Annotated in this window: 8 protein-coding genes; 3 read left to right on the forward strand and 5 right to left on the reverse strand. The window is 46.4% G+C overall.

Annotation, left to right across the window (positions count from 1 at the left end; translation table 11 throughout):
• Positions 1-507 precede the first annotated feature (507 nt).
• The 5 genes from K2I50_RS00355 to K2I50_RS00375 all read right to left on the reverse strand — a co-directional run bounded on the left by K2I50_RS00355 (position 508) and on the right by K2I50_RS00375 (position 2,736).
• Complete coding sequence (locus tag K2I50_RS00355; protein WP_301024269.1) at positions 508-735, reverse strand: hypothetical protein; 228 nt, start codon at positions 733-735, stop codon at positions 508-510.
• A gap of 33 nt (positions 736-768) precedes the next feature.
• The gene (locus K2I50_RS00360; RefSeq protein ID WP_301024270.1) at positions 769-1,557 is read right to left on the reverse strand and encodes a recombinase family protein; all 789 of its coding nucleotides are present in this window, start codon (positions 1,555-1,557) and stop codon (positions 769-771) included.
• A 114-nt stretch (positions 1,558-1,671) separates the two neighbouring features.
• Positions 1,672-1,905, reverse strand: coding sequence for a hypothetical protein (locus K2I50_RS00365; RefSeq protein ID WP_301024271.1), 234 nt, complete (start codon positions 1,903-1,905; stop codon positions 1,672-1,674).
• A 79-nt stretch (positions 1,906-1,984) separates the two neighbouring features.
• Positions 1,985-2,197: a hypothetical protein gene (locus K2I50_RS00370; protein WP_301024272.1), complete on the reverse strand. Its 213-nt coding sequence runs from the start codon at positions 2,195-2,197 to the stop codon at positions 1,985-1,987.
• A 185-nt stretch (positions 2,198-2,382) separates the two neighbouring features.
• On the reverse strand, positions 2,383-2,736 hold the full coding sequence (locus K2I50_RS00375; RefSeq protein WP_301024273.1) for a winged helix-turn-helix transcriptional regulator: 354 nt from the start codon (positions 2,734-2,736) through the stop codon (positions 2,383-2,385).
• A gap of 151 nt (positions 2,737-2,887) precedes the next feature.
• Here K2I50_RS00375 and K2I50_RS00380 point away from each other — a divergent pair, with 151 nt between their 5' ends.
• From K2I50_RS00380 to K2I50_RS00390, 3 genes are all read left to right on the forward strand, one after another.
• A complete protein-coding gene (locus tag K2I50_RS00380) occupies positions 2,888-3,271 on the forward strand; it encodes a nuclear transport factor 2 family protein (RefSeq protein WP_301024274.1) in 384 nt (127 codons plus the stop codon).
• Positions 3,272-3,281: 10 nt separating this feature from the next.
• A complete protein-coding gene (locus K2I50_RS00385; protein ID WP_301024275.1) occupies positions 3,282-3,896 on the forward strand; it encodes a flavodoxin family protein in 615 nt (204 codons plus the stop codon).
• Positions 3,897-4,096: 200 nt separating this feature from the next.
• Positions 4,097-4,504, forward strand: coding sequence for a nuclear transport factor 2 family protein (locus K2I50_RS00390; protein WP_301024276.1), 408 nt, complete (start codon positions 4,097-4,099; stop codon positions 4,502-4,504).
• Positions 4,505-4,632 lie beyond the last annotated feature (128 nt).

Here is a 4,632-nt window from a genome sequence, read left to right on the forward strand (position 1 = left end):
AAGACATGTTCTTGTTGTCATTTTTCTTTATAGGGATAAACGCTGTAGACCTCGCAAAGCTGACATGCATAACAAAGGATAACCGATTTGAATAAGACACGGCCAAGACACATCGTAAATATTCCATTAAAGTGGAGACAGAGGCTTTAGCTATAATCAATAAATATCGAGGCAGCAGCAACTTGCTCTGCATTGCCGACCGCTGGAGCGACCACCGCAATTTCGTGCATCAACTAAATAAAGCATTAAAAAACATGGGGACTGTTGAGCGTGTCGGTCGAGGTGGCAAAAAAGTCCGCACTCCCGCACTCCCGCATTCCCGAATCTTAGTTCATATTGGTGTCGCCACACATGGGCTACGATAGCTTATAATGATTGTGGAATCTCTGAGGATATTATCGGGCAAGCGCTTGGGCACGCATCATCCCATACTATCACAAGTATCTATATAAACCGTAATGCGAAATTGGTCGACGAGGCCAACCGCCGTGTGCTCGACTGGGTACTTTATGGCAAGCGCTGATACTCGCTGACCAATACTGGTTCGTTGAATGTAATTTCGATTGCGTCATCATCAATTTCCGTGATGCCTATGGCTGTTAATATTCGGTCAAATGTGGCGTTGAATATTTCATCGACTTTGCAGACCGATTTATAACGGCTCTGTGCAATGAGGTAGCCCGTGATGCGGTCATACTGTTCGCTGATCTGTTCGAGTGTCTTTATTCGTATCATATGACTGAAATTCGTTTGAAGCTGCCAATACGGTTATACTGCCAGCGGATTCATCTCACGGCACCACTTGGAAAGTACGACCTTTGACAGTGGTTTCCCCTCGCGCGTGCTGTAGTTCTCCGGGTCGAGTGCGTGCATTTCTTCCAGAATAAGGGCGCGGGATTTCCCTTTTGCCAGCTGCGTGCGCACCCAGTTATAGCCTCTGGATTGCTCCGCCCATCTGATTTTAGCCTCTTGATTGGCGATTGCTGCCGCCTCTTGTGTTTTTGCCAGCGCTTTCTGACGAGCTTCTGACATATCGTCCTTTTTGGGACTACCGACATAATCACACCGCTGCCCGGCGTTCGGGCCGTTCTCAATGATGAAATAACCGTGCTTTGCTATCTGCTCACGCTGCCATGCCTTTTTATTGGCGGTGCGGTGCTTTATGCGCTTGCGTTCGTCTTCATCCATGATAGCGGTCACCACAAGTACAATTTTAGCCATTGAGTTGTCATCAGCAAGTGACAGATTTTGTTTGCAAGCTACAATGATAACGCCACGGTTCTTCGCATCTTCCATCAGACGCATCATGTCAATAAAATTACGTCCGAGGCGGTCGGTACTGGCCGCATAGATATAATCTCCCGGCCTGCTTCTGTTTAGAAGCTGCTGGAATTTACGGTCTTCGTATGATTTGCCGCCGCTGACATGTTCCTCTACAATGTCGGCCACGTCATCCAAGTTTATACGGTTGGCGTTGAAATATGCCTTTATATCCTGCATCTGCTGGTCAAATCCTTGCTCCAGAGTTGACACACGCAAATATATTCCGATTGCCATAATCTTTTTATTTGCTAAATTACTGAAATGTTTTGAAATTCATCGGGTGCTACCAGTAGGGGCTATCCATCGGCCCTACCAATAGATACCACTACGCCTTTTATTGCGCGTTGTTTATTCGTTAATAAAATCCGGAGTTAGACCCACTGAGGCAAGAAACGACGTTATGCTTTCTCTTGCCATCTTGTCTGCTTCTTCTTTGGTGTCTGCCAATATGCCGATGCTTGGTGCTGACACATCCCATTTATCTAATGCGGGGCGATAGGTGACAGTTGCCAGCGTTGTGGCGTTTGTCGTGTAGGTAGTGGTGTTGCCTTCGGTCTTGATGCGTACTTTGTAGATTGCCATATCTGTATGTATTTAAGTTTATATTAGTTCCCGGCGGCGGTGTCGCTCCGCTGTGGTTCTCCCTCGCCGGGATGGGTGGTTATATAGTTCGGATGGTCTGACCGTTGCCGATGCTGATAAATTCACGTGTTATGCCGTTTATACCGAATACCCGCACTTTGTGATAGTATTCATCTTTTAGCCACTCTTTGGCGAGTTTTACAGCCTCTTTCAGCGTGTTTGTGTCCTGCTTGGCATCCTCGCCGCTGTCATAGCTGTATGTTACCACATGATATTTATATATTCTTTTCATCGCTTCTCAAAGTCAAACAGAAAATATCAGGATGCTTCCGTTCAGACTCCGGCGCTGATGCCTTCCACGCTCTACATTCCATGCCGATACGGCCTGAAAAAGCGGACAATCACCGCTTGACGCGATCCTTGCCCTCGTCTAATACAGGCGAGCCAAATCATCATGTCTTTACTTTGGCTGAATAGTTACCGTTTATATTTCTTCTCGAAAATCTCGAAATGTTCTTTTCCCCACGTTAGCATCTGGTCTATAATAGGCAGTAGAGATTTGCCCAATTCTGTTATCTTATACTCGGAGCGAGGCGGCAATTCCGGAAAAATAGTCTTCACCACCAGACCGTCCCCAACCATCTCCTTAAGCTGGATGTCAAGAACACGTGGCGCAGCTTCGGGCAGACATTTATGAATCTCGCTTGGACGCATGGCCTCACCGGAACGCAATTCGTCAAGTATGCACGATTTCCATTTGGATTCTATAAGACTCATTGTCAGACGCAAGGGACAATCAAGGTCAACAGGTATCTTCTTTTCGTATGCCATATAATTAATTTTAAGCACAAAGTTATCGAATATTGCTGAAAATCAGAATACCGAAAAATTTTTCCATACCCGAAAAATTTTTCGGTACTTGTTTTCATTAGATTACCATAATAACTTTGCATCAGATTAATAGATTAAAACTCAGAACGATATGAGAGACAAACTTAAAGAATACGCTGCGGTTGAAGAAGCCGCTATGAAATTTGTGAAGAGCGTAGCCGAAGGCGACAGCACATACGCAAAGGAACTGTTTACAAGCGACGCCGTTCTGTTTGGCATCCTCGACGGAGTGCTTGAACACGGCTCAATCAACCAGTTTTACCACAACGTGGACACCGTAGGCGCAGGCGATAATTTCAAAGCACGCGTGGATGTGCTTGACGTTGAGGAGACGGTTGCCGTTGTCCGCGTTCTTGAGGAAGGCTGGGGAGACCGCATCGACTTCACTGATTTCCTGCTTCTGCTCAAACTAGACGGCGAATGGAAATGCGTTGCCAAAGCATATAATCAGAATTCCGACACCATCAAGAAATAGCCACCGAATAGTGAAAGCTCTATTGATAAACGGAAGTCCGCATCCTGACGGATGCACCGCCACCGCACTGAATGAAGTGGCGGAAACGCTTCACAGACATGAGATAGAAACTGAGATTTTTTATCTCGGCAACAAACCAATCGCCGGATGTATTGCCTGTGAAAAATGTTTCGTGACGGGGCATTGTTTCCGTGACGACGCTGTAAAGGATATTCAGCAGAGGCTCTCGGAATTTGACGCCATAATACTCGGTTCTCCCGTATATTACAGCCAGCCCACGGGACAGATAACTTCTTTTTGCCAACGTCTGTTCTACTGCAAAGAGAACGAGATGGCAGGGAAACTCGGAGCCTCAGTAGTATCTTGTCGCCGTGGTGGTGCTTCGGCGACATTCGAGCAACTCAACCAGTATTTCACCATCTGCAATATGCCGGTAGTATCCTCGCAATACTGGAACTCGGTTCATGGCTTTACTCCCGACGATGTGCGTAAGGACAAGGAGGGGCTCCAGACCATGCGTTCACTCGGCGAGAATATGGCATGGATGCTAAAGGCCCTTAAAGGAAAACCGCATCCCGAATATGAGCCTCGCGAGCGCACCCATTTCATTCAAGAAAAATATTAGTCGCCAATGAGCACAATATTCAGATATACGACAGGGGTATGGGAATCCACACCATGTATATAATGTATAGAAGAAATAACCGCCTGTTAAAGGACTGCACGCCCCCAATAATAGTAATGAAAAGTATCTTATTTACTTCCTCCTTCATCATGATGCTTATGATGGCATCTTGCGGAGGAAATAAAAACTGTGATGAAATTATGTCCAAGATAGAAAATAAAAGTGAGAATGTGTGTGACAGCACCAAGTGCTCCAACGCTACAGCAGCAGAAATCGCCGGCATCCGCAAGGCTCTTGATCTCTATTGCGAGGCATCCGTGAAAGGCAACAGCAAGATTGCCGAGCCGGCTTTTGCCCCGACAGCAACCATGTCGTATGCCGATGACGGCAAACTCGTATCCGTACCCATCAAGACGCTGTTCGACTATTACGACCAGACCGGACCTCAGCCTGCATCATACGAAATCACATCATGCAACGTAGCAACCGATGTGGCTATTGTAAGCATCGACTCGAAATTCGGAGAAACCAGTTTTGCCGACATGTTCACGCTGGTAAAAGACGGCAACGACTGGAAAATAATCAGCAAAATATATCATGTAAAATAAGAGCTTGTTTAATAATAAATGTTACCGTCAGGGCGGTCAATCGTCGAGCACATTTTCGCTTGTGATGAGGGAGTTATGGGGTTCCATAACGACCGAAGAGCAGGCGGAAAGATGCTCGGCGATTGACC

This window comes from Muribaculum sp. (assembly GCF_029051885.1).
Taxonomy (GTDB): domain Bacteria; phylum Bacteroidota; class Bacteroidia; order Bacteroidales; family Muribaculaceae; genus Muribaculum.

Bases quoted from the DNA above. Each gene is read 5' to 3' on its own strand.
- K2I50_RS00355 (WP_301024269.1), bottom strand. From the start codon at position 735: ATGATACGAATAAAGACACTCGAACAGATCAGCGAACAGTATGACCGC.
- K2I50_RS00360 (WP_301024270.1), bottom strand. From the start codon at position 1,557: ATGGCAATCGGAATATATTTGCGTGTGTCAACTCTGGAGCAAGGATTT.
- K2I50_RS00365 (WP_301024271.1), bottom strand. From the start codon at position 1,905: ATGGCAATCTACAAAGTACGCATCAAGACCGAAGGCAACACCACTACC.
- K2I50_RS00370 (WP_301024272.1), bottom strand. From the start codon at position 2,197: ATGAAAAGAATATATAAATATCATGTGGTAACATACAGCTATGACAGC.
- K2I50_RS00375 (WP_301024273.1), bottom strand. From the start codon at position 2,736: ATGGCATACGAAAAGAAGATACCTGTTGACCTTGATTGTCCCTTGCGT.
- K2I50_RS00380 (WP_301024274.1), top strand. From the start codon at position 2,888: ATGAGAGACAAACTTAAAGAATACGCTGCGGTTGAAGAAGCCGCTATG.
- K2I50_RS00390 (WP_301024276.1), top strand. From the start codon at position 4,097: ATGTCCAAGATAGAAAATAAAAGTGAGAATGTGTGTGACAGCACCAAG.